The sequence below is a fragment of the Pseudoduganella namucuonensis genome (assembly GCF_900116645.1).
GTDB classification, from domain to species: Bacteria; Pseudomonadota; Gammaproteobacteria; order Burkholderiales; family Burkholderiaceae_D; genus Rugamonas; species Rugamonas namucuonensis.
On record NZ_FPBO01000014.1, the window covers coordinates 136,380 to 157,607 of the forward strand.

Below are 21,228 nucleotides of genomic sequence, written 5' to 3' on the forward strand. Positions count from 1 at the left end.
GACGTTGGGACGCGCTAGACGCGCAGGCGGCGGCGCCGGTCGCCCATCAGTTCACGCAGTTCCTGGATGCTCAGGTTGCTGACCTCGTGCAGGCGCAGCAGCATGCCCGCGCCCACGCGCAGCTTGCGGTGCCGGATCTTGCTGATGGTGGGCGCCTCCACTTGCAGTAGCCGAGATAACGCGGCGTCGTTTTTCAGCTGCAACTTTTCCACGATGTGATCGAGCAGGCGGTTGGGATCGTAGTCGCCGTTGCGCTTGCCGTTGTCGTCGCCATTCCGGCTGTGCGGCTCGCCGTTCATGGCGGCCCGTCCACCCGCCCCGCGAACAGTTGGCGCGCCATGCCCACGATGAACAGGGTGTTGGTGACCAGGTAGCGCCGCGCCAGCCGCCGCGGTTCCTGGCCCAGGCGGTGCAGCCATTCCAGTCCGTGCCTGCGCCACCATGGCGGCGCCCGCTTCAGCAGGCCGGCGTGGTAGTCGAAGGCCGCGCCCACGCCGGCCATCGGCGCGGCGATGCGGCCGCAGTGCGCGCCCATCCACAATTCCTGCTTCGGACATCCCAGGCCCACGAACACCATGTTGGCGCCGGAGTCGTTGATGGCGTCCACCGCCGCCTGGTCCTCCTCGGCGCTCAGGGCGCGGAACGGCGGCGCGTGCGCGCCGGCGATGCGCAGGCGGGGGTAGCGCCGCCGTATCGTCTGCTGCAGCGCGGCCAGCGTCGCCTCGCTGCCGCCATACAGGTAAATGCTCTGGCCGCATTCCTGCGCCGCTTCCATGTAGCGTTCCATCAGGTCCGGGCCGTTGATGCGCTCCTGGCGGCGGCCGGCCAGGCGCCCGACCGCCCAGGCCACCGGCGCGCCGTCGGGCGCGGCCAGATCGGCGTTGTTGATGACGGAGCGGAACTGCGGATTGCGCGAACTGGTGACGACCGAATGCACATTGCACAGGCATATATAGCGCATGGCGCGCCGGGCGCCCCAGTCCAGCAGCTGTGCAATCGCCTGGTCCCAGCCCAGCACGCTGATGCGGGCGCCCAGTACGGGCTGGCAATCATGCTTCATGACGCTCTCCTTGTTGTGCCGACAGCGCGGCGTGGTAGATCCTTAACAGCGTGGCGAGGTTGCGTTCCGGCGTGTAGTGGGCGAGGTAGCGCGCGTAGGCCGTCCGGCCCATGCGCAGCATGGCCTCGGGGTTGGCGCAGGCCCAGGCGATCTTGGCGGCCAGGTCGGCCGCGCAGCCCGGCTTGACATGCAGCCCCGTGACCCCGTCCTCGACCAGTTCGCCCAGCCCGCCGTGCGCGCTGGCGATGACGGGCGTGCCGCAGGAGAAGGCCTCCACCGCCGAGAGGCCGAAGGTCTCCAGGCAGATGCTCGGGGCGACCAGGAACAGGCTGCCGTGCAGCAGCGCGCGGACCTGTTCGGGCGTCTGCCGGCCCAGCATGGCGCCGGGCCAGGCCCGCGCCAGTTCGGGCGCCAACGGCCCGTCGCCGGCGATGCGGAGCAGGGGCCCGCCGAGAGCGCTGGCTTCCCCGCGCCCGGCGCCTGGCGATGCGGCGGGCACCGGCTGTACGGCCGCAGCCGGTGGCGAGGCCGTCGCCAGTGCGTCGGCAACGCCGCACGCATATGCGTCCACTCCCGCGGCATGGACGTTCGCGGCGCGCAGCAGCGGGGCGGCGGCGGCCAGGACGCGCGCTCCTTTTTCCTCGGCCAGCCTGCCCACATAGAGGCCGCCCGCGCGGTGGCGCCAGTCGGGCGCGCCGGCCGGGGTCACGAAATTCGGCTTGACGTGCAGGCGCGACGCGGGCAGGCCCCCGGCGATGAATTGATCGCGGCTGAAGCGGCTGGGCGCGATGAAGTGCAGCCGCGGATGGCGGTAGCTGCCCGCCAGCCGGTGCGCGGCCAGCGCGCCCGCGACGGCCGCCGACTGCGGCAGCGAGTCGTGATAGCAGGAGCGCGCGACGGCCCGCCAGGGCAGCCGGCCGACGCAGTCGCGGCATATCTTCCCGTCGCGCAGCAGCATGGCCTGGGGACAGAGCAGACGGAAATTATGCAGGGTTTGCACCACGGGGATGCCGCGGCGCCTGGCCGCCCAGTGCGGCGCGGCGGCGATCAGCGGGAAGGTGTTGTGGACGTGGATCAGGTCGGGCCGGACGATGTCGCACATGCCGGCCAGCTCGCGCGCCGCGCGCCGAGGCCACAGGGCGGACAGGCCGGCAGCCAGCGGCGGCATGGATTTCAGTTCGTCGTTGTGGCGCTGGTACAGGAAAACCTCGTGGCCGGCGGCGCGCAGCAGCTCGGCCTCGGCCTCGGCGACGACGTCCTCGCCGCCGCGCTGCTGGTAGTTGTTGTGAACGAGCAGGATGGTCAATCCGGGCTGGCTGGCGAGATCCATGTCGGCGGTCTCCATATCCCTGGTTGCTGGCGCGGGCGCGCACCTTCATTTGACGCTTGCCGGTGCGCGCGGGCTTGCGTGCCGTCACGGCGCCGTGTGACGGGCGCTGGCGTCGTCGGGGAGCGCCGTGAAGGGATTGCCCTGCGCCCGCAGGTACAGGCGCGCCAGCAGCTCCGAGGCTTGCAGGTTGATGTGGTTGATGTCCTTGAACAGGGCCACGTTGCCGATCGACGTCACGCATTCGCGCGTGTCGCACATGAGGCGCTTGGGATCGATGACGATGGTTTGCGGGTAGCGCAGCCGCAGCGCGTCGATGACCGCGTCCATCGAACCCTGGCGCGCCCGCACCTGGTCGGCCGGCATGTTGCAGTTGGTGGACGGCGCGACCCAGCCACGCTGCCGGAACAACACGCAGCGCGACATGTCGACCTGCAGCGACGGCGTGTCCTTGAACACCACGGGAATGGCGCCCGCGGCGGCGATGCGGGACAGGGCGACGTCCAGGTCGCGCGCGAAGTCGGCCTCGCGCCCCTTGTATTTCCAGTAGGTGGCCAGCGCCACGTAGCGGAAATGCGGCGCGAGCGCCAGCAGGTCGGCGTTGCGCCGCTGGCAGGTGGTGGCCGCCGCCGGGTTCGGCGCGTTGGGGCGCAGGTCGATGGCGGAGCAACTGCCCTCGAAATGGTAGGCCATGGCCAGGCCGCCGTCCCGCGCCAGCGTGGCCAGGAAGGGCTTGACGTGGTTGGCGTGCGAATCCCCGAACAGCAGTATCGCCGGCCTGGCGGCGTGCGGGTCGCCGGCCACGCAGTGCTGGCGCAGATACGCCAGCGTGACGCCGTGGTAGGCGCCCGCCTGGATGGCGCAGGCGCCGGTGAGGTCGCGCTCGAAGGAATAGCTGGCGATCAACTGGCGGGCCTCGGGCGAAAAGCGGGAGGGCGCGCCCTCGGTGGCGTAGGAGTACAGGCCCACCGCCAGGCAGCACGCCGCCGGCAGGGCGTAATAGCGGGGCAGCGTGGCGCGCAGGCGCAGGTGGTGCTGGCGGCGCAACGGCTGCTCGATGTAGCGCCAGGACAGGTAGGCCAGCGCGAAGGACAGGGCGATGACGGCAGTGCCGGTGGCCAGGTCCAGTTCGATGCGGCGGTAGCGCAGGAAGGAGAACAAGGGCCAGTGCCACAGGTACAGCGAATACGAGATCCGGCCGACGGCCACCAGCGGGGACGCGGTCAGCAGGGCGGACACGGGATTGGCGCGCGCGCCGGCGTACAGCAGCAGGGCCGCGCCCAGGCAGGGATAGAGCGAGTTCAGGCCGGGAAACGGCGAGCCGCGCCGCAGCAGCGCCAGCGGCGCCAGCGCCAGGCACAGGCCCAGCGCCGCCAGCACGGCGGCGACACGCGGCGGCGGCGGGGCGCGGCGCAGCAGCGCGCAGGCGGCCAGCGCGCCCAGTAGCAGCTCATGCGCCCGGTAGGGCAGCAGGAAGTAGGCGCCGGCCGAGGCGCCCGGGCCCGTGGCCCGCCATTCGGACAGCAGCAGCGCGGCCAGCGCCAGCACGGACAGGATCGCGGGCAGATGCCGCCGGCAGCGGCGGTGCAGCAGGATCAGCAAGAGCGGATAGCCGAAGTAGAACTGCTCCTCCAGCGACAGCGACCATGTGTGCAGCAGCGGGAATTCCTCGGTGCGCTGGCCGAAATAGCCCCAGCTCAGCAGCGAGAAGAACACGTTCGACACGAAGGCCCAGGAGGCCGCCAGCGACGTGGTGTAGAACACGTAGTCGTTGGGGATCATCAGGTAGCTGGCCATGGCCAGTGTGAACACGGTGACCGCGCAGTAGGCCGGCAGCAGGCGCTTGACGCGCCGGTTGTAGAATTCGGCCAGGCTGAAGTCGTCCTGTTCCAGGGCGCGCAGGATCAGGCCCGTGATCAGGAAGCCGGAAATGGCGAAGAAGATGTCGACGCCGGCGTAGCCGCCACCCAGCGTGGCGGGGCTGGCGTGGAAGGCGATCACCGCCAGCACGGCCAGCGCGCGCAGGCCGTCGATGTCGGGACGGTAGGAGGAATCAGGTGGCATGGCCGCTCCATTCCGGTGACCTTGGCTGTTGCCGGGTGCAGGCGCCCAGCAGCAGCAGGACCAGGAAGATCACCCATAATTGGCCGCGCGGCGCCAGCAGCGAGGCCTCGGTCAGGTTGTGCATCATGTAGGTCAGCACGTACGCGACGCCGAACGGGGCGATCGTGCGCCCCACGCGCCCCGGACGCAGATAGCCGCAGGCCCAGCTCAACATCAGCGCCGCCAGCAGCGCGACGGCGACGGCGCCGCCGTTGACGGCCAGGTCGAGCACGCCGTTGTGGTAGCTGGAGTACGGCATGCCGGCCGAGGCGATCAGGTAGGCGTGGTCGTCGAAGCTCCAGCCCAGCAGGGGCTTGGCGCCGATCGCCTTCCAGGCGTCCGCCCACACGGCGGAGCGGCCCGTCAATTCGCTGTCGCGTCCCAGCAGGTCGAACAGCCATTTGAGGTCGACCGCGCTCTCCAGCAGTTTGAACAGGGCCAGCGAGGCGGCCGCCAGCGCCACGCCGGCCAGGTAGACGCCGGGCCCGGCGCGGCGCTTGTGCAGGCCGCGCAACAGCAGCAGCAGGGTCAGCGCCACCAGCGAGGTGAGTTTGGAGGTCACGCTGTCGGCGCCGATCATGGCGGACACTGCCAGCAGGCAGGCGCACAGGTGCCACCGGCGCCGCGCCGCGTGCGGCAGGCAGACCAGCACGCCGGCGTTGGCCCAGAAGGTGGTGAAGGCCAGCGCCCCCAGCGTGTTCGGATGCGGCGTCATCCCCTGCCAGCGCGCCTGCCAGTCGATGGCGTAGGCCGGGATCAGGATCACGGCGGCCACGTGCAGCGCCATGTTCAGTCCCAGCACATTGCCCAGGTCGACGGGCAGGCGCCACGGGTCGCAACGGTAGTGGCGGGCGGCGGCCAGCGCGATCAGGATCACGCCGACATGGTGGACGAAGTTGAGCAACACCTTGGCGGGCTGGTAGCTCCACAGGGCGCTGCAGCCCAGCAGCAGAATCAGCGCCGGCAGCGGCCAGTGGCGTTTGACGAGCAGGGCCGCGTCGCGCGGGTGGCGCAGCAGCACCGCGCCCGAGGCGCCGTACAGCACGGCCAGCAGCACCATGTTGAACAGGGAGTTCAGGGAGTTGCCGCTGGCCGCGGCGGCGTAGGTCATGTCGGCCACGTCGGACACCAGCATGGGCCGCGAGGGGACCAGGCTATAGGTCAGCGGCATGCCGGAGCAGGCCATGAAGACCAGGAAGGGCCAGGCCATCCAGCGCTGGCGGGCCGGGGCCGGACCGTGTTCAGCGGGCGTGGCGGACATGGTATTCCTCGACGTCGCGGCGCGACAGCCAGCGCGCCAGTTGGCCGGCCGCGCCGGCCGCCCGCAGGGTCAGTGCGACATACGCGCGCCGGTGCAGCAGCAGTAGCAGCGGCGCGGCCGCCAGCGCCGCCAGCAGTTGGGCGGATTTGACCGCGCACCACAGCGCCGTGCGCGCGCCCGAGTAGCGCCGCACGCACACCCGGTAGTAGGTCTGGCCGCCGCGGAAGGCGCGCCGCCTGGCCCAGGACAAGCGCAGCCGCGCGGCCGGCACGGCCTCGCTGGCCTGGGCCTCGGCGCACCACACCATGCGCCGGCCGGCCAGGTGCAGGCGATAGAACCAGTCGGTGTCCTCGCCGCCGGTGAGGCCGAAGTCCGGGTCGAAGGGATCGCTGCGTCCCAGCAGCACCTCGCGCCGGAACAGCACGTTGCCGGCGCCGCCCATGCGCACCGGCGTGCCGGTGGCCAGCGCGGGCTTGCTGAAGCAGTCGCGCGCCCACGGGGGCGCGTCGGGCGGCAGGCTGCTGTCGACCGGGCCGAAGACGACATCGGCCTGGTAGCGCGCCTGGCTGTCGAGCAGGGCCGCCAGCCAGCCGGCGCAGGGCAGTTCGTCGTCGTCGATGAAGGCAATGCATTCGGCGTCGCAGTGCGCCAGCGCGCGGTTGCGCGCCAGCGCGATGTTCTGGCGCGGCTCGGCGTCGTACACCAGCGGCACGGCGCTGCGCGCGCGCCAGGCCTGGGCCACCGGTTCGGCGCTGCGTTGCGCGTCGTTGTCCGCGACCACGATGCGCAGCCGCCAGCCGGGCGGCGCCTGGCGCTCGAGCGCCGCCAGCAGCCCGGCCAGCTGGTCCGGACGGCGGAAAGTGGCGATGCACACGTCAATCGTGCGCGGAATGTCCATGTTCGGCATGTGCGGCGAGTTGGCCATGGCGGATGTCCCTCCATATCAGCAGTGTCAGTGTCAGTTCGCCGGCCAGCAGGCCGAGCAGGGCGCCCTGGGCGCCGGCCAGGCCGGCCAGCAGCGGCGTGGCCAGCACGGTGACGGCCGCGCTGGGCAGCGTGTACAGGGTCAGCACGCGGAAGCGCAGCTGGATTTGCAGCAGGATGGAGCCGCCGCTGCGCATGACCTGGAACACCAGCACGACGCACCAGATCGCCGCCAGCGGCCCCAGTCCCGGCACTGCGCGGCCCAGCAGCGCCTGCTCGGCCAGGCCGAAGCAGCCGTACAGCAGCGCGGAGTACAGCAGGGCCAGCGTGGTCAAGGCGGCCGTCAGCCGCAGCGACAGCCTGCGCATGCGCGCGGGATCGCTCAGTCTCAGCTCGGCCAGCCGCGGAACGGCCACCTTGTTCACCGCCGGCAGCAGGAACGAGAACGGCGATATGAACAGGCGGGCCAGGTTGGCCAGGCCGGCGCCCGCCGGACCCAGCAGCAGGGCCAGCGCGTAGGTGTAGGTCTGCGTTTGCAGCCAGGTGGTGGCCACGCCGCCCAGCGCCCAGCGGCCGTCGCGCCAGGCGGGGCGCCAGTCCGCGCGCAGCGCGTCCAGGCTGCCGCGCAACACGAGCGGGGCGGACGAGTACGCGGCGCAAGCCGCCAGCGCCGCGCCCAGGGCGTACAGCGACAGCACGGCTTCCGGCGTGGGCGGGATGCGCGCCGCATGGAGCGCGGCCAGACCCGCGGCCAGCACCAGCATGGTGATGGCGTTGACCGCCAGCGCGCCGCCCTCGCGCCGGCGCAGGTAGGCGTAGGCGATGAAGAATTCCGTGCACAGGAACAGGGCGGCGGCCAGCGCCACCAGCGGCAGCGGGCGCAGCGTACCCAGCAGGGCTGCGGCCCGCGGCGGCAGCCATGACAGGCCCGGCGCCAGCGCCTGGGCCGCCGCGAGCAACGCCGCCGGCGCCAGTAGCAGCGAGCCCAGCAGCAACACCGCCACCAGCATGCGGGCGGCCTGGCTGTCGCGCGTGGCGGCCGGCAGGCCGGACAGGACCACGCTCATGCGCGTGAGGATCAGCGCGTTGCCGATCCCGACATACAACAGGCAGGCCGCGTAGCACATGCCGTACAGGCCGAAATCGGCCAGCGGCATGGCGCGCGCCAGATAGATGCCGAGGACGAAATTGCCGCCGCTGCTGAGCGCCTGGTTCCCCAGGCTGACCAGCAGCGGCAGGCGCAGATGGCCTGTCCGGCCCGCGAGGTTGGCGCGCAGGCGGTCGGCGGGCCAGCGCAACCAGGTGCTGGAAGTGCGCATGGCGGCGCCGTCAAGAGCCGGCCCGGCGTCCGCCGGCCCGCTTGCCGGGGGACGGGACCGCGACGGCGCCGTCATGCGCGGCGGAAGCCGGCTGGGCGGACTCCGTGAATGCGAGCGGCGTGGCCCGCCCCGCATGCGCGGTTTCCAGCGGCGCCGCGGCGAGCAGCGCGCGCTGCACCGATTGCAGATCGGCTTGCACCATTTCGTCGACCAGCTCGTCGAAGCCGCAGCGGGGCTGCCAGCCCAGCGCGCGCCTGGCCTTGCCGGCGTCGCCCAGCAGCGTGTCGACCTCGTTGGGCCGGAAGAACCGCGGGTCGACCTGCACCACCAGCTGGCCCGGCACGCAGTGCCGCGCGGCGACATGGTCGGGCCGCACGCTGCGGACGACGGCGGTTTCCCGCAGTCCCGCGCCGTGCCAGTCCAACGAGATGCCCAGCCTGGCGGCGGCCGCCGTCACGAAGTCGCGCACGCTGCGCTGGCTGCCGCTGGCGATCACGTAGTCGTCCGGCTGCGCCTGCTGCAGCATCAGCCATTGCATCTCGACATAGTCGCGGGCATGGCCCCAGTCGCGCAGGGAGTCCAGGTTGCCGAGGCTGAGCGGCTGCCGCTCTCCGCAGGCGATGCGGGCCAGCGCCCGCGTGATCTTGCGCGTGACGAAGTTCTCGCCCCGGCGCGGCGATTCATGGTTGAACAGGATGCCGTTGCATGCATACATGCCATAGGCTTCACGATAGTTGACGGTGATCCAGTACGCGTACAGCTTGGCGGCGGCGTAGGGGCTGCAGGGCGCGAACGGCGTGCTTTCGCGTTGCGGCGTCTCGCGCACGCGGCCGAACAGCTCGGAGGTGGAGGCCTGGTAGTAGCGGGTGCGCGCGCCCATGCCCAGCGCCCTTATCGCCTCCAGCAGCCGCAGCGGCCCCAGCGCGCCGGCGTCGGCCGTGTACTCGGGCTCGGCGAACGAGATCGCGACGTCGCTCTGCGCCGCCAGGTTGTAGACCTCGTCCGGCGCGGTGGCGGCCACGATGCGCATCAGCGACGAGGCGTCGGTCATGTCGCCGTCGTGCAGGGTCAGGCCGGCGCCGTCCCAGGGCCCCTCGGCCAGCAGGTGGTCGATGCGGGCGGTGTTGGGCAGCGAGCTGCGCCGCCGGATGCCGTGCACCCGGTAGCCCTTGGACAGCAGCAGTTCGGCGAGGTAGGCGCCGTCCTGGCCGGTGACGCCGGTGATGAGCGCGACCTTGGCGGGCGATTTGCCGGCGGCGGCCGGTCGGGACTGGGGAAGGGCGGGATCGGTATGCATGCGGGCTCCAGTGGTGGTTGGACGTGACAGTTGGACGTGACAATCGGACGAATCAGGCCGGCAGCGCCGCGCCGTCGCCGTGCGCCATCACGGCCTCGGCTTGCCGCAGCGTGTCGGCCAGGCGGTCGGCCAGGCGCAGCGCCAGCGCGGTCAGCGTAATGGTGGGGAAGTTGGCCCCGGCGGTGGGGAACACGGAACTGCCCGCGATGTAGAGGTTGCCCATGCCGTGCACGCGGCAGTGGCGGTCGACCACGCCCAGGCGCGGGGACTCGTGCATGCGGGTGGTGCCCATGTGGTGCCAGGTGCCCTCCGGTTCCAGGCTGGACGGCCAGGGCCCGCCCTCCAGCGCCGGCCCCTGCGCCACGTGGGCGACCCCGGCCATGCGCAACTCGTCGCCGATGATCGCCAGCGTGCGGTCGAAGGTGCGCTGCACGTTGCGTCCCAGGCGCCAGTCCACGCGCACGCGCGGCATGCCCAGGCTGTCGCGGCTGTCGGACGACAGCGTGACCCGGCTGTCGGGGTCCGGTTCCGGCTCCACGATGGCCTGGAACCGCACCTCCTTGATCAGCCAGCGGGGCTGCATGATGCGGGTGAAACCGTAGCCCAGCGTGTCCAGCGGGTGCGCCGCCATCGTGGCCAGGTCGCTGCCCAGGCGCCAGCCGGGCTGTTCCTTGTGCAGCGTGGCCTGTTTGCAGCGGTACAGCGCCCCGGCGGCGGCGCTGCCCTCGCCGGGAAAGGCCGAGTTGAACCAGACCCGGGCGTTGAGCAGGCGCTCCTGCGCCAGCACCTCGGGGGCCAGCGCCAATTGGGCCGCCACGTGCACGCCGCGCGCCGCCACCGCCCGGTTCATATAGTGGTACTTGATGTCGAACAGCTTGTTGCGCGCCCAGGGCCTGGAAAAGACCACGCGGCCCGACTGCATGCGCGGATGGTCCATGAAATAGCGTCCGACCACGTCGTGGCCGTTGCCGACGCCGGCCGGCTCGACCCGGTTCGAGGCCAGCAGCAGCCGCGCGTTCTCGATGCCGCCGCAGGCCAGCACGTACTGGCTGGCCTGCACGGCCAGCCCGCGCCCGCTCAGCGTGGCCAGCGCGACGCGCCGCACCCGCGTGGCAGGCTGGTCGGTCTCGATGTTGACCGCGTTGGCGTGCAGGTAGACGCGCACGTGGCGCGCACGCGCCAGGTCGGCGCGGTACAGTTTGCCGAAGCGCACCGGCGGGCTGAACTGCGACACCGTGTCGCGCACCTTGCCGCTGGGCAGCGGCAGGCGCCGGCAATCGGCGCGGCCGATGGCCGCCTCCCAGTATTGCGGCGAGAAGTTGTCCGGTCCCAGCTTGAGCACGGATTGGGCGCGCCGGTAATAGGCGGCCAGTTCCCGCAGGCCGAACGGCCAGCCGCTGTGCGGTATCCAGTCGCGCGCCTCGAAGTCCCACGGATCCAGGGGCCGGCACCAGCCGCCCCAGCAGTTGCTGCTGCCGCCCAGGTAGCGGCTGCGGCAGCCGTCGGCGAAGCGGTAGGGCAGGCCGATGTCCTGGCCGCGATAGAGGTCGCGCGTGGCGTCGTCGGGGTCGAAGCCGCCGCTCTCCAACACGCAGCAGTCGATGCCGAGGTTGTCGAGTTCGAGGGCGATGGCCAGGCCGGCGACACCGCCGCCTATGATGCAAACGGTGGCGCGGATCACGTGGTCTTGTTCCAGGGTGCGGGCGTCGATGAACATGGGGCCTCGGGGTCTAGGGGGTGAGAGGGGCGCTTCAAGGCATGAGGGAACGCTGGCGCCACTGGTGCCGCCAGCCGCGCAGGCGCTGCAGCACCGCGAACGCCATGGAGAACAGCGGCGTTGGCTCATGGCTGCGCTCGCGCAGCCACAGCATCAGCCGGCGCTGGCGCGCCTGGCGCCAAGCCCGCCAGGCCAGGCCGGCGTGGCGCAGCGCCGCCCAGCGCGAGCGGTACAGCAGCACGCGGTCCAGGTTGCGCCACTGCCCCAGGAAGGAACGCTTGTAGTCGTAGCGGCCCCACAGGAAGTGCAACTCGTTGCCGCCGCGCTCTATGCAGGCGCAGATGGTGTGGTAGCAGCACAGGAAGCCGATGCCGTACTGGTTGTAGGCGTTGCGGTGGGCCAGCACCAGCAGGAAGTAGTTGTCGCCGGCGCGGCAGGCCAGCGTCCCGGCGCACACCTTGCCGTCCACCGTGATCACGCCCAGCAGGCCGCTGGCGCGCGCCAGCGCGACGAGGCGCCGCTCGGCCGCGTCGTCGAAGCCGGACTGCTTGTTCTTGCCCGCCATGCGCTCGTGGTTTAGGCCGATGACCTCGCGCACCTGCTCGTCGGTGAAGTGCTCGGGGTCCAGCGCCTGGAAGGCGTAGCCCTGCAGCTCGTTTTGCGCGTCGCGCTCCTGGCGCTTGATGCTGCGGCGCGTGTTCTTGCTCAGGCTCTCGGAATAGGCGGCGACGCTGGACGGCAGCATCAGCATCGAATCCTCCAGGTAGTCGTACTGCTGGCAGGGATACGGTCCCCGGTAGCGCGGCGTCTCGACCGCGCGGCAAGCCACCACGTCCACCTCGGCGCAATGGGCGAACACGTGGCGCGCGAAGGCGTCGATCTCCTCGGTGCCGAGGGCGATGACCTCGTTGAGCACCTCGGCGCGGCGCTTGCGCAGGCGGAACACGAGCAGGGTCAGCAGTTCCTCGCCGCGCCGCACCGTGTAGGTGTAGCAGTCGTCGAGGCCGGACTCGAGCGTGAAGTTGTGCACCGTGGCGTAGACGTTGCCGTACAGGCGCTCCAGGGCCGGTCCGACCCGGTCGGTGTCCACCCCGCGTTCGCAGGTGGTGACGATGGCGGCGCCGGCCGGCTGGACGGACGGGGATGGGTTGGGCATGGCTATCCTTTCGTGGTCGGGGCGTCCCGCTAGCGGGCGTGGGCCAGCAGCGACGGGCGCGTGCTACGGTGGTCCTGGACTTGCCGTCCAAAGGGCTTGTGGCCGTTGAACAGCACGCCCTGGGGCGCGATGCCGGCCTGGTTCAATCGCTTGATCGACTCGTTGATCTCCTCCTCGGTGGTGGCGCCGGCGCGCGTCAGCAGGAACATGGCGCCGGCGTGGCCCGCCGTCACCAGCGCGTCCGACACGCTCAGCAGCGGCGCCGAGTCGATCAGCACGTAGTCGTACTGCTGGGACAGCGTTTGCAGCAGCGCGGCGAAGCGCGGATGCAGCAGGAATTCGGACGGATTCGGCGGCAGCGGCCCGGTGGCGATGAAGTGCAGCCCGGGGATGATGTCCGGGTGGATCGCCAGCTCCAGCGCGATGGTGCCGGCGATCGCCGACGTCAGGCCGTTCTCCGCCGGGCACTCGAACACGCGGTGCAACTGGCCGCCGCGCAGGTCGGCGTCGATCAGCACCACGCGCTTGCCGCTCATGGCCAGCACGGCGGCCAGGTTCGAGACGACGAAGGACTGTCCCAGCCTTTCGGTCGGCCCGCTGATCTGGATGATGTTGTTGTGGCAGTGCGCCATGGCGCTGTGCAGGCTGGTGCGGAAGCAGCGCAGCACCTCGATGGCGGGATCCTCCGGCTCCACGCAGGCCAGCAGGCCGGGCGTGCCGGCGCCTTGCAGCACGCCCTTGTCCAGCGTTTCCTGGCCCTGGCTGTGCGGAATGGTGGCGTAGACCACACGGGCGCCCAGCATGCGTTCGATGCTGGCGGGGTTGTCGATGCCCTTGTTGAGCATGCTGCGCACGACCGCCAGCGCCAGGCCCAGCACCAGGCCGGCCACCAGCGAGATGGCGACGATCTTGCCGCGGTCGGGACGCGCCGGCTGTTGCGGCATCATGGGTGGATCGATCATGCGCACGTTGCTGACCTTGCCGGCCTTGACCAGGCGCAGCTGCTGCGCCGAGTTCTGCAGCGTGCTGTACAGGTCGCTGTTGATCTTGACCTCTCGGCTCAGGTGCAACAGGTCGCGCTCGAGCATCGGCAACTGCCGGATGTGGGCCTCGGTGCGCGCGATCTCGGCGCTGATGTGCGCGATCTGGGTGTCGACCGCCCGCACCACCGGGTGCTGCTCGGTGAAACTGCCCAGCAGCTCCTGGCGCTTCTGCTGCAGCTCGATGCGGCGCGCCTTGGCGGCCGACGACTGCTGCAGGCTCAGTTTGGCCTCCTCGGTCAGGTCGATGGTGCCGTTGCCGTTGCGGAAGTCGTAGTATTCATGCTCGGACTGGTCCAGGCGGCGCTTGATGTCGGGCAGCTGGCGGTCGAGGAAGGCCAGCGACTTCTCGGCCTCCTCCAGCTTGCGGGCCACGTTCTGGCGCAGGTATTCGCGGCCGATGGCGCTCAGGATGTCGTAGGCCGCCTTCGGGTCTGAGGCCTCCATGGTCACGCTGATCAGGCCGGACTGCTTGCCGATCTCCACCACCGTCATGGCCTTCTGCACGTGCTCGATGGCGTCCAGCTTGGGCAGGTAGCGCAGGTGGAAGGCGGCGCCGGCCCGGGCGTGCAACTGGTTGACGCGCAGGGTCAGCCTGCCGTTGGGCACGGCCAGCGTCAGCGTCGCGCCGACCCGGCCCGTCACGTCGATGCGGTGCTGCGGCTGGCGCAGCCGGTATTGGCCGCCACCCAGCGCGGTCACCATGAACGACGTGCTCTGCAGGGCGGGCGGGACGTAGAAATCGGCGATGTCGATCTTCTCGTTGCCCCAGGCGTAGCCGCCGTAGCCGAACAGGCCGGGCTCCGACAGGCCGGGATTGAAGCGGGCGATGGCCCGTCCGATCAGCGGCAGGTATTCCGGGCCGGCGTCGACATACAGGCCGAGATGGTCCACCGCCTGCGCGACGACCATGCGCGACTTGATCAGCTCCATTTCCGAGATGGCCGCCGCCTTGACGTCGAACAGCGCCGAGATCTCGCCGATCATGTTTTTCGAATTGTTCGGCTTGTCCTCCTCCACGTGGATCAGCATGGTCGCCTCGTACACCGGCCGCGCGACCAGCGCGTACGCCAGGCCGAGCAGCAGGCAAACCAGTGTGGCCGACAGGATCAGCCAGCGGCTGGCCGCCAGCATGGCCGCGTAGCTGGACAGTTCCATGGCCTCCTCGTAGGGGGGCGCCGGCGGCGTGGGTTGCAGGATGGGCGGCGGTCGCGGCACCGGGTGCTGCGACACGGACTGGAGGGGACGGTCGTGGTGCGTCATGGCGTGGGTTCCAGGATGGGATGCGGGCCGCTACTGGCGGCCGGCGGTGATGGCCGACGGCAGCGCGCCCGGGATCAGCAGGCTGAGCGTGCGGTGCCAATTGGCCAGGCCCGTTTGCGCGACGTACACGGTGTCGCGCGGCGTCAGTTCGAAGTGCTCGGCGATGGCCATGGCGCCCGGCGATTCCGCGTCCAGCCTGAACACCTGCGACACGGCGCCCGCGCGGCGCACCACGTAGACCTGGCGGGCGTCGCCGGTGACGGTGTTGATGCCGCCCGCCTCGCCGATCGCCTCGTTCAGCGTCAGCCGCCCGTTGTGCATCAGCAGGGCCTTGGGCGCCACCACCTCGCCGGTGACGAACACCTTGCCCTCGTCGGCCGCGTGCACGCGCACCGCGTCGCCGTGGCGCAGCTGGATGGTGGCCGGGTCCACGCCCTGGCGCACCAGGTCCGGCAGGCTGACCAGGTAGCTCGCGCCGCCACGCACGATGGCGATGCGGCTCTGGTCGCCGGTGGGCAGGACGCCGCCGGCGCGGTTCAGGGCCTCGACCAGGTGCATGGGAATGTCGTTGATGGCCTGCAGCCCCGGCATGCGCACCTCGCCGTCGACGTAGATGCGCTGGCTGCGGTAGGACTGCACGCGCAGCGTGATGTTGGGTTGCTGGATCATGTGGGCGATGCGGTTCCTGAGCAGGTCGCGCGCCTCGATCTCGGTCAATCCGGCCAGCTTCACGCTGCCGGCGAATGGAAATTGCAGCAGCCCCTGGGCGCTGACGACGAAGCCCTGCGCGGCGGCCGCCGCCGCGGCCTGTTCGATCGGCGTCGCCAGCGAGGTCGGCGCGTTCGGCTGCGCCACCGCCAGTTCGGGGTGGCCCCACACGGTGATGGACAGCACGTCGCCGGGGCCGATGGTGTAGGGCGCGGGCGGGGCGATGAAGCGGCTGATGTCCTGCGCGCCCTGGCGCAGGCGCTGGGCGCGCTGTTCGGCCACCAGCTCGGGCGTGATCAGCGTCGGCGTGACGGGCGGTCCGTCCCCCCGCTCGGTCGCGGTGGACGGCAGGCCCCCCGCGCATGCGGCCAGCAACAGCGCGCAAGGCAGCGGCGCCAGCAGGCGATAGAGCCCATGCAGGCGGGCGTGTGGGCGATGAGGGCGCAAGCGATGGGCGGGCGGATGGGCGGGAGGCTGGGGAGGCAACATGGGTGACGGCTCCTTGTCGAACGGCGCCCGCGACCGTGCAGGCATATTCAGCTTAGAGCGGACCCGGGCGCACCGCTTGATGGCAGTCACTGCAAACAATGACGCGTGGCGGGGCCCGCCGGCCGGACCGCGGCGGAGCCGGCCGCGGCTGACGGATATCAAACAGCAAGGCCGCGGCAGGTATCCAATGGACCGTGGCCACTCTGTCATGCAGCACCACCCATCCCGAAGGAGCATCATGCTTAAAATTGCCATCGTCACCCATACGCTCGCCGCGGACCGCATGCCGGTACTTGCCGCGCTGGCCGGCATGCCCGGCGTCACCGTCTGCCTGATCGCGGCCGCGCCCGCGAGCGAGCCAGCCGCCCAGCCCGCCGCCGGCCCGTTGCCGCGGGTGCGCCATCTGCGCCGCAACATCGACGTGCTGGACGCGCTGCGCGACAGCGCGCCCGACGTGGTGCTGACGGACGGCTTCAAGGCCATCCACCTGTACGCCTTCGCCTATGCCCGCCGCAACGGCGTGGCGCACGTGACGCTGACCGGCGACGACGCCGGCCCGCCGCGCAAGGAGGGCGCGCTGCGGCGCATGCTGCGGCGCTACGTGTACGCGCACACGCAGAGCTACGTCGCCGCCGGCGGCGACGGCATGGCCGAGCTCGAACGCTACCGGCTGCCGCCGGCGCTGCGCTTCCTGTCCCCGCCCTGCGTGGACAACGCGGCCTACGCGCTGGCGCCGCAAGCGGAGGCGCCGTTCGACCTGCTGTTCTGCGGCCACATGGAACAGGGCAGGAACCCCATGTTCGCGCTGGACCTGGCGGTCGAACTGGCCAAGCGGCTGCGGCGCCGCATGCGCATCCTGTTCGTCGGATCCGGCTCGCAGGAGGCGCTGGTGCGGCAGTCCGCGTCCCTCTACCCCGGCCTGGTGGACGCCACCTTCGCCGGCCTCGTGGCGCCGCGCGGCCTGCCCGCGCTGTACGCGTCGGCCCGGCTGTTCGTGTTTCCCGCCAGCGGCGGCCAACGGGGCGTGGCCGTCAACCAGGCCTGCGCGGCCGGGCTGCCGGTGCTGGCGTCGCCCGGCGCGGGGACACTGGTGCGCGACGGCGAGAACGGCTTCGTCTGCGAACTGGACCTGGCGAAGTGGGCCGACCGCGCGGAGATGCTGCTGACCTGCGAGGCGGCCAGGTGCGCCTACGCCGCCTGCAGCCGCGCCCTGGTGGCCAGCCACACGCTGAGCGAGGCCGCCACGGCCATGGCGCAGGCGTGTTCGCTGGCCGTGACGCGGCAGCGGCGCGAATCGGCGGCCGGCCGCAAGTACGCGTCGCGGCCGCGCGTGGTCGTCGTCGAGCGGCAACTGCTGCAATACCGCGTGGGCGTGTACACGCGGCTGCGCGAGTTGCTGGAGGGGGCGGGCATCGAGCTGCAATTGCTGGTGGGAGAGGGGACGCCGGAGGAGAAAATGAAGCGCAACGAGGCGCACCTGCCCTGGGCCGAGGTGATACCGACGCGCTATCTGCTGCAGCAGATGTTGTGCTGGCAGCCCTTCGGGCGCCAGGCGCGCGACGCCGACCTGGTGATCGTCATGCACGAGAACAAAATCCTGTACAACCTGTGGCTGATGTTCTGGGCCCGGCCCAAGCGCCTGGCGTTCTGGGGCCACGGCGCCAACCTGCAGTCGGACCGCCCGCAGGGCTGGAAGGAGCGCTTCAAACGCTGGACCGTCAAGAAGGCCGACTGGTGGTTCGCCTACACCGAGCTCAGCGCCGACCTGATCGCGGCGGCCGGCTTCCCCGTCGAGCGCACCACGGTGGTGGAGAACGCGGTGGACACGGACGAGATGATCGCCCTGTGCGCGCAGGTCGGCGAGGCCGAGCTGGCCGAGCGGCGCCGGCAATTGAACCTGGGCGAGGGTCCGGTGGGCCTGTATCTGGGCTCGCTGTACAAGGAAAAGCGGCTGGGCTTCCTGCTCGAGTCCGCGCAGCGCATACGCGAGCGCCTGCCCGGCTTCCAGTTGCTGGTCGTGGGCGCGGGGCCGGACGAGGCGCTGATGGCCGAGGCGGCGGCGCGCCAGCCCTGGATCCACGTGCTGGGACCGCTGCAGGGGCGCGACAAGTGCGTGGCGATGCTGCTGGCGGACGTGATGCTCAATCCCGGCCTGGTGGGTCTGGGCATCCTGGATTCCTTCGCCAGCGGCAGGCCCATGTTCACCACCGACTGCGGCCTGCACTCGCCGGAAATCGCCTACCTGCACAGCGGCGAGAACGGTGTGATGACCGCCGACGGCGTGGCGCCCTTCGCCGACGCCGTCACGGAAGTGTTGCGGTCACCCTCCGAACTGGCGCGCCTGGCCGGCGGGGCGCGCGCCAGCGCCTCGCGCTACACGGTCGATAATATGGCGCAGCGCCTGAGTTCCGGCATAGGCGACGCGCTGGCGGTGCACTGATGGAATTCCGCCCCGCCGGCTCGCGCCGGCGGGGCGGGGAAGGAAGTGAAGGAAAGAAGGGAAGGAAGGGGAACGGAGGCGGCGGAACGCGGTGTCAGCTGGGCGCCCGCATGTCCTGGTACGCGTGGTAGTGCGCACTGTCCCTCATGAAGGCCCGGCGGCATTGCATGGACAGGGGATCGAGGCCGCGCGCGGGCGCGTGGCGGTCGCCGTCGTTGCCCGCGCGCCGATAGCTGTGATAGGCCTCGCGCAGGCCTTGTTCCAGCGTCACCTGGGGCGACCAACCCAGCCGCCGCAGGGCCGACGATTCCAGCAGCTTGCGCGGCGTGCCGTCCGGCTTGCTGGTGTCGTAGACCAGGCGGCCCTGGTAGCCCACCACCTCGGCGATCATGCCGGCCAGTTGCGCGATCGACACATCGCTGCCGCTGCCCACGTTCAGGTGCGACATGGTCTCGCTGGTGGCCGACCGGTAGGCGGCGCTGCTCAATCCCATCACATGCAGGCAGGCGTCGGCCAGGTCGTCGACGTACAGGAACTCGCGCAGCGCCTTGCCGCTGCCCCAGATCGCCACCTCGCTCTCGCCGGTCGTCTTGGCGTGGTGCAGGCGCTGTATCAGCGCCGGGATCACGTGGCTGTTCTCGGGATGGTAGTAGTCGCCCGGTCCGTACAGGTTGGTGGGCATCACGCTGCGGAAATTGGTGCCGTACTGGCGGTTGTAGCTCTCGCAGCACTTGATGCCGGCGATCTTGGCGATGGCGTAGGGTTCGTTGGTGGGTTCCAGCGGCCCGCTCAGCAGTGCCTGTTCGGTGATGGGCTGGCCGGCCAGCCGCGGGTAGATGCAGGACGAGCCCAGGAACAGCAGTTGCTTGATGCCGTGCCGCCACGCCTCGTGGATCACGTTGGACTGGATGACGAGGTTGGAGTAGATGAACTGCGCCGGATAGATGTTGTTGGCGTGGATGCCGCCGACGGTGGCCGCGGCCAGGTAGATCTCGTCTATGCTCTCGGCCTGGAAGAAGGCGCGCACCTGCGCCTGTTCCGTCAGGTCCAGGCGCGCGCGCGGGCGCGTGATGATGTTGGTGTAGCCGCGCCGCTTCAACGCGCGCACGATGGCCGATCCGACCAGGCCGTTGTGGCCGGCCACATAGACACGCTTGCTGGTGTTGCCGTTTCCGTTCATGGTTTCCCCTTGTAGCGTTGATCCTCAATAGGCGTTCCTGCCGGTCCAACCCTTGAATGCGGTCCACAGCACGATGCGCACATCCATCCACAGCGACCAGTGCTGGATGTAGTACAGGTCGAACTGCACCCGTTTGATCATCTTGTCGACGGTGTCGGTCTCGCCCCGGTAACCGTTGATTTGCGCCCAGCCGGTGATGCCCGGCTTGGCGCGGTGGCGCACCATGTAGACGTCCAGCAAGTCCCGGTACATCTCGGTGTGCTGCACCGCGTGCGGCCTGGGACCGACGATGGACATGTCGCCCAGCAGCACGTTGAGGAACTGCGGCAGCTCGTCCAGGCTGGTGCGGCGCAGGAAGGCCCCGAACGGCGTCACGCGCGGATCGTTGGCGCTGGCCTGGACCACCGCGCCGCCGGGCTCCTGGTGCAGCCGCATGCTGCGGAACTTGAACACCTTGAATTCCACGCCGTTCAGGCCGACGCGCCGCTGCACGAAGCAGGCCGGCCCCGGCGACGACAGCTTCACCCCCAGGCAGATCGCCAGGAACAGCGGCGACAGCAGGATCAGGGCGGCGGCCGACACCACCTTGTCGAACAAGTACTTGCCGACGCGGTCGCAGAGGCCCGTGTCCGGACAGTTCAGGTGGATGGACGGATAGCCGAGGAAGAGCTCCATGTTCCCGCGCAGGATCTGCAACTGTTGCGTATCCATGATCCAGCGGATGTCCACGAAGTGGTTGCGCAGCAGGTACTGCAGCCGCGTGACGAGCTCCACCTGGTTCATCGGCAGCGCGATCCAGATTTCATCGATGCCCTTGCCGGCCACGTAGTCCGGTATAGTCTCCACGCCCTCCAGCAAATCCAGGTCCGCCACTCGCGCCGGCGCGTGGCCGTCCGGCGCGGGGCACAGCGCGCGGACCTCGTAATCGGGCTGCTCCTGCTGGCGCACGCGGCGGCACAGTTCGGCGCTGGTGGCGGCGCCGCCCACCACCAGCACTTGCGGGCCGCGCACGCCGTGCATGCGCGCGTAGCGCACGCCCCAGCGCGCCGCGATCCGCGCCAGCACGAGCAGCGCCGCGCCGATGCCGAACCAGTACGCCAGCCATAGCCGCGACAGCTCGCCCACGTGCCGTATCAGCACGCTGAACACGACGGCGGCCAGCAGCGTGCACGCCCATGCCCCGCAGAGCTGCAGCACCAGCATGCCGGCGGGCCGGTTGTGCCAGGCGCTGTACATGCCGAGGCGGGGGAACAGCGCGAACGCCATGCCGCAGCAGAACAATTGCAGGATGGTGTAAATGGGAGGCAGCTCCACGGCCATCGATCCATAGCGCAGCGCGATCGCGATCTGGGCGGCCAGCAACACGCCCAGCAAATCGCCTATTCGGATGGCCAGGACCAGGCGGGCGGGATCATTGATGAACGGAGTTTTCATGGGCCGCACCTTATTGCATGAGAACCGCAACGCTGGGTGGCGATGCAGGCAAATAAATGGTAGCGGATAAGCCGTGCGGGATTTTCGGGAATGGGCCGCTTTTGATAGCGGTCACTTCAATGGCTGGATGCAAGGCGCGCGCGAACGCGGCGCGGTGGGGGAAGACGAAACCCGTCACGCCGGGGCGTGACGGGCCTCATCAGGCATGGCCTACTTCGCTATCTTCTTGCCGCGCAGGAGGCGCGGTACCGCGATCGTGACGAGCAGCAGCACGCCGACGATGATGGTCATGTAAATGCCCGGCACGTTGGCCAGGGACAGGCCGTAGGTGACGGTGCCCAGCGTCAGCACCGCCAGCAGCACGCCGCCGATGGTGCCGGCGCCGCCGGCGATGCTCACGCCGCCCAGGATCACCATGGTGATCACCTCCAGCTCCCAGCCCATCGCGATGTTGGGACGGGTGCTGCCGATGCGGCCGGTCAGGAACCAGGCCGCCAGGCCGGCCATGGC

The 21,228-nt window shown here is 70.4% G+C and carries 15 protein-coding genes and 1 pseudogene; 1 reads left to right on the top strand and 15 read right to left on the bottom strand.

Translation table 11 applies throughout. The features are described from left to right. Positions 1-14: 14 nt before the first annotated feature. The 12 genes from BM436_RS16435 to BM436_RS36240 form a co-directional block, all read right to left on the bottom strand. Positions 15-299 carry a hypothetical protein gene (locus BM436_RS16435; RefSeq protein WP_093556614.1) on the bottom strand — a complete coding sequence of 95 codons (285 nt, stop codon included), beginning with the start codon at positions 297-299 and terminating at the stop codon, positions 15-17. Next, the gene (locus BM436_RS16440; protein WP_093556615.1) at positions 296-1,060 is read right to left on the bottom strand and encodes a WecB/TagA/CpsF family glycosyltransferase; all 765 of its coding nucleotides are present in this window, start codon (positions 1,058-1,060) and stop codon (positions 296-298) included. Before BM436_RS16440 ends, BM436_RS16435 begins: the two co-directional genes overlap by 4 nt. After that, positions 1,050-2,390, bottom strand: coding sequence for a glycosyltransferase (locus BM436_RS37890; protein ID WP_229490363.1), 1,341 nt, complete (start codon positions 2,388-2,390; stop codon positions 1,050-1,052). The genes BM436_RS16440 and BM436_RS37890 overlap by 11 nt, the downstream gene beginning before the upstream one ends. An 84-nt stretch (positions 2,391-2,474) precedes the next feature. Continuing rightward, positions 2,475-4,451: an acyltransferase family protein gene (locus tag BM436_RS16450; RefSeq protein WP_093556616.1), complete on the bottom strand. Its 1,977-nt coding sequence runs from the start codon at positions 4,449-4,451 to the stop codon at positions 2,475-2,477. Beyond that, positions 4,441-5,751, bottom strand: a complete 1,311-nt coding sequence (locus BM436_RS16455; protein ID WP_093556617.1) for an O-antigen ligase family protein — start codon at positions 5,749-5,751, stop codon at positions 4,441-4,443. The genes BM436_RS16450 and BM436_RS16455 overlap by 11 nt, the downstream gene beginning before the upstream one ends. Then, positions 5,732-6,676 carry a glycosyltransferase family 2 protein gene (locus BM436_RS16460; protein WP_093556618.1) on the bottom strand — a complete coding sequence of 315 codons (945 nt, stop codon included), beginning with the start codon at positions 6,674-6,676 and terminating at the stop codon, positions 5,732-5,734. The genes BM436_RS16455 and BM436_RS16460 overlap by 20 nt, the downstream gene beginning before the upstream one ends. Further along, positions 6,627-7,994 (bottom strand): polysaccharide biosynthesis protein, encoded by a 1,368-nt coding sequence (locus tag BM436_RS16465; RefSeq protein WP_093556619.1) that lies wholly within the window; start codon positions 7,992-7,994, stop codon positions 6,627-6,629. The genes BM436_RS16460 and BM436_RS16465 overlap by 50 nt, the downstream gene beginning before the upstream one ends. 10 nt (positions 7,995-8,004) lie before the next feature. Continuing rightward, positions 8,005-9,291, bottom strand: a complete 1,287-nt coding sequence (gene gmd, locus BM436_RS16470; protein ID WP_093556620.1) for a GDP-mannose 4,6-dehydratase — start codon at positions 9,289-9,291, stop codon at positions 8,005-8,007. A 52-nt stretch (positions 9,292-9,343) separates the two neighbouring features. After that, a complete protein-coding gene (locus BM436_RS16475; RefSeq protein ID WP_093556621.1) occupies positions 9,344-11,008 on the bottom strand; it encodes an FAD-dependent oxidoreductase in 1,665 nt (554 codons plus the stop codon). A gap of 34 nt (positions 11,009-11,042) precedes the next feature. Beyond that, entirely contained in the window at positions 11,043-12,164 is a 1,122-nt protein-coding gene (locus BM436_RS16480) for a GNAT family N-acetyltransferase (protein WP_093556622.1), read from the bottom strand. Between the two features lie 29 nt (positions 12,165-12,193). Continuing rightward, the gene (locus tag BM436_RS16485) at positions 12,194-14,467 is read right to left on the bottom strand and encodes a polysaccharide biosynthesis tyrosine autokinase (RefSeq protein ID WP_093556623.1); all 2,274 of its coding nucleotides are present in this window, start codon (positions 14,465-14,467) and stop codon (positions 12,194-12,196) included. A 30-nt stretch (positions 14,468-14,497) separates the two neighbouring features. Next, entirely contained in the window at positions 14,498-15,664 is a 1,167-nt protein-coding gene (locus tag BM436_RS36240; RefSeq protein ID WP_177307261.1) for a polysaccharide biosynthesis/export family protein, read from the bottom strand. Positions 15,665-15,902: 238 nt separating this feature from the next. Between BM436_RS36240 and BM436_RS16500 the strand changes: the two genes are divergently transcribed. After that, a complete protein-coding gene (locus BM436_RS16500; RefSeq protein WP_177307263.1) occupies positions 15,903-18,104 on the top strand; it encodes a glycosyltransferase family 4 protein in 2,202 nt (733 codons plus the stop codon). A 94-nt stretch (positions 18,105-18,198) separates the two neighbouring features. Here BM436_RS16500 and BM436_RS16505 read toward each other — a convergent pair whose 3' ends face one another. From BM436_RS16505 to BM436_RS16515, 3 genes and pseudogenes are all read right to left on the bottom strand, one after another. Then, entirely contained in the window at positions 18,199-19,284 is a 1,086-nt protein-coding gene (locus tag BM436_RS16505; RefSeq protein ID WP_093556625.1) for a GDP-L-fucose synthase family protein, read from the bottom strand. A gap of 24 nt (positions 19,285-19,308) precedes the next feature. Continuing rightward, positions 19,309-20,718 (bottom strand): undecaprenyl-phosphate glucose phosphotransferase, encoded by a 1,410-nt coding sequence (locus BM436_RS16510; RefSeq protein WP_093556626.1) that lies wholly within the window; start codon positions 20,716-20,718, stop codon positions 19,309-19,311. A 210-nt stretch (positions 20,719-20,928) separates the two neighbouring features. Further along, a pseudogene (locus tag BM436_RS16515) lies at positions 20,929-21,228 on the bottom strand (ABC transporter permease); the annotation flags it as partial.

Bases quoted from the DNA above. Each gene is read 5' to 3' on its own strand.
- BM436_RS16475 (WP_093556621.1), bottom strand. From the start codon at position 11,008: ATGTTCATCGACGCCCGCACCCTGGAACAAGACCACGTGATCCGCGCC.
- BM436_RS16485 (WP_093556623.1), bottom strand. From the start codon at position 14,467: ATGACGCACCACGACCGTCCCCTCCAGTCCGTGTCGCAGCACCCGGTG.
- BM436_RS16435 (WP_093556614.1), bottom strand. From the start codon at position 299: ATGAACGGCGAGCCGCACAGCCGGAATGGCGACGACAACGGCAAGCGC.
- BM436_RS16440 (WP_093556615.1), bottom strand. From the start codon at position 1,060: ATGAAGCATGATTGCCAGCCCGTACTGGGCGCCCGCATCAGCGTGCTG.
- BM436_RS16465 (WP_093556619.1), bottom strand. From the start codon at position 7,994: ATGCGCACTTCCAGCACCTGGTTGCGCTGGCCCGCCGACCGCCTGCGC.
- BM436_RS16510 (WP_093556626.1), bottom strand. From the start codon at position 20,718: ATGAAAACTCCGTTCATCAATGATCCCGCCCGCCTGGTCCTGGCCATC.
- BM436_RS16455 (WP_093556617.1), bottom strand. From the start codon at position 5,751: ATGTCCGCCACGCCCGCTGAACACGGTCCGGCCCCGGCCCGCCAGCGC.
- BM436_RS16480 (WP_093556622.1), bottom strand. From the start codon at position 12,164: ATGCCCAACCCATCCCCGTCCGTCCAGCCGGCCGGCGCCGCCATCGTC.
- BM436_RS16505 (WP_093556625.1), bottom strand. From the start codon at position 19,284: ATGAACGGAAACGGCAACACCAGCAAGCGTGTCTATGTGGCCGGCCAC.
- gmd (WP_093556620.1), bottom strand. From the start codon at position 9,291: ATGCATACCGATCCCGCCCTTCCCCAGTCCCGACCGGCCGCCGCCGGC.
- BM436_RS36240 (WP_177307261.1), bottom strand. From the start codon at position 15,664: ATGTTGCCTCCCCAGCCTCCCGCCCATCCGCCCGCCCATCGCTTGCGC.
- BM436_RS16460 (WP_093556618.1), bottom strand. From the start codon at position 6,676: ATGGCCAACTCGCCGCACATGCCGAACATGGACATTCCGCGCACGATT.
- BM436_RS16500 (WP_177307263.1), top strand. From the start codon at position 15,903: ATGCTTAAAATTGCCATCGTCACCCATACGCTCGCCGCGGACCGCATG.
- BM436_RS16450 (WP_093556616.1), bottom strand. From the start codon at position 4,451: ATGCCACCTGATTCCTCCTACCGTCCCGACATCGACGGCCTGCGCGCG.
- BM436_RS37890 (WP_229490363.1), bottom strand. From the start codon at position 2,390: ATGGATCTCGCCAGCCAGCCCGGATTGACCATCCTGCTCGTTCACAAC.